We start from the raw sequence: 1311 nt of genomic DNA, 5'->3' as shown, positions 1-1311 counted from the left end.
GCGCCTCGACGGCTCCGGCGGGCGCCAGGCGCTGCCGGACGTCGTCCGCGGTGAGGTAGGGGATCGCCCCCGGCTGCGCCGTCATCGCAGCACGAACCCGGGGACGAGGTCGTCGCGGGGGTCCACGACGAAGACGTGCTCGGCGGTCTTGTAGGCGGTGCCGGTGACCTGTGGCACGACGGCCGCCCGTCCGGCGACGTCGACCCGGGCAAGGACGGTTCCCGTGAACCGCGAGCCGACGATCGACTCGTGCCGGAGGACCGCGCCCGCGGGCAGCGAGCCTCGCGCAGTCAGCGTGGCCAGGCGCGCACACGTCCCGGATCCGCAGGGGGAGCGGTCGAGCTCGCCGTCGGCGAAGATCGTCGCGTTGCGCTGGTGCGGCCCGGGCCCGTCGTCGTCACCGAGATCCTCGAAGACGATGGTCCCGTAGATCCCGCTCAGCCTCTCGTCGGTCGGGTGGACGGCGTGGGCGGAGTCGTCGAGCGCCCGCTTGATCTCACGCCCGATCGCGATGATCTCGTCGGTGTGCTCCGGCGTCACGGTCAGCCCCACGTCGCGGGCGTCGAGCTGCGCGTAGATCGCGCCGCCGAAGCTCACGTCCACGGTGACGTCGCCACGGGACGTGGCGACCGGGACGTCGAGCGTGACCACGTAGCCGGGGACGTTGACGAAGTCGACCGCCGTCACGGTCCCGTCGCCGTCGGTGTGCACCCGGGCGGTGACGCGGCCGGAGGGAACGTCGACGACGACGTCGGTGGTGCCCGACGGGTCAGGCTGCACCAGGCCGGTCTCGACCGCCCAGGCGCCCAGCGCGATGGTGCCGTGCCCGCACGCGGTCGAGAAACCGTCCTTGTGCCAGAACAGCACGCCGAGGTGCGCGCCCTCGTCGTCGGGCTCGACCACGAAACCGCCGTACATGTCGGCGTGGCCGCGCGGCTCGTGGCACAGGATCCGCCGGATCCGTTGGATCTCCGGTGACCCGATCGCGAACATCCGCTTCGAGGCGACGTCGGCGCCCTCGACGGCGACGGGCAACGTGGTGACGATCCGGAACGGCTCACCGCCCGTGTGGTAGTCGACGGCCTCGTACCGTTCGGTGCTCACCGGGCCTCCTCGTCGGGGTCGGGGTCGGGTGCGACGACAATAGCCGGGCCCCCTGGCGTCGGACCCCTCTGCGCCCTCAGACCAGCTCGACCAGCACCCCGTCCGCCGGCTCCCGGCCGCCCGGCCCGTGCTCACGGATGATCGCGACGATCTCGTCGAACAGGGTCGGGCCCTCGCCGCGGCGCGCGGCGTCGAGCCGGGCCGTGA

General features: G+C 73.0%; 1 protein-coding gene. It reads right to left on the bottom strand.

What is annotated here, in order from left to right; genetic code table 11:
- Positions 1-81 precede the first annotated feature (81 nt).
- Entirely contained in the window at positions 82-1104 is a 1023-nt protein-coding gene (locus PROKR_RS22145; protein WP_036967579.1) for a proline racemase family protein, read from the bottom strand.
- Positions 1105-1311 lie beyond the last annotated feature (207 nt).

This window comes from Promicromonospora kroppenstedtii DSM 19349 (assembly GCF_000515355.1).
In the GTDB taxonomy this organism is placed as follows: Bacteria; Actinomycetota; Actinomycetes; order Actinomycetales; family Cellulomonadaceae; genus Promicromonospora; species Promicromonospora kroppenstedtii.
This window is presented reverse-complemented; position numbering and strand designations above follow the sequence as displayed.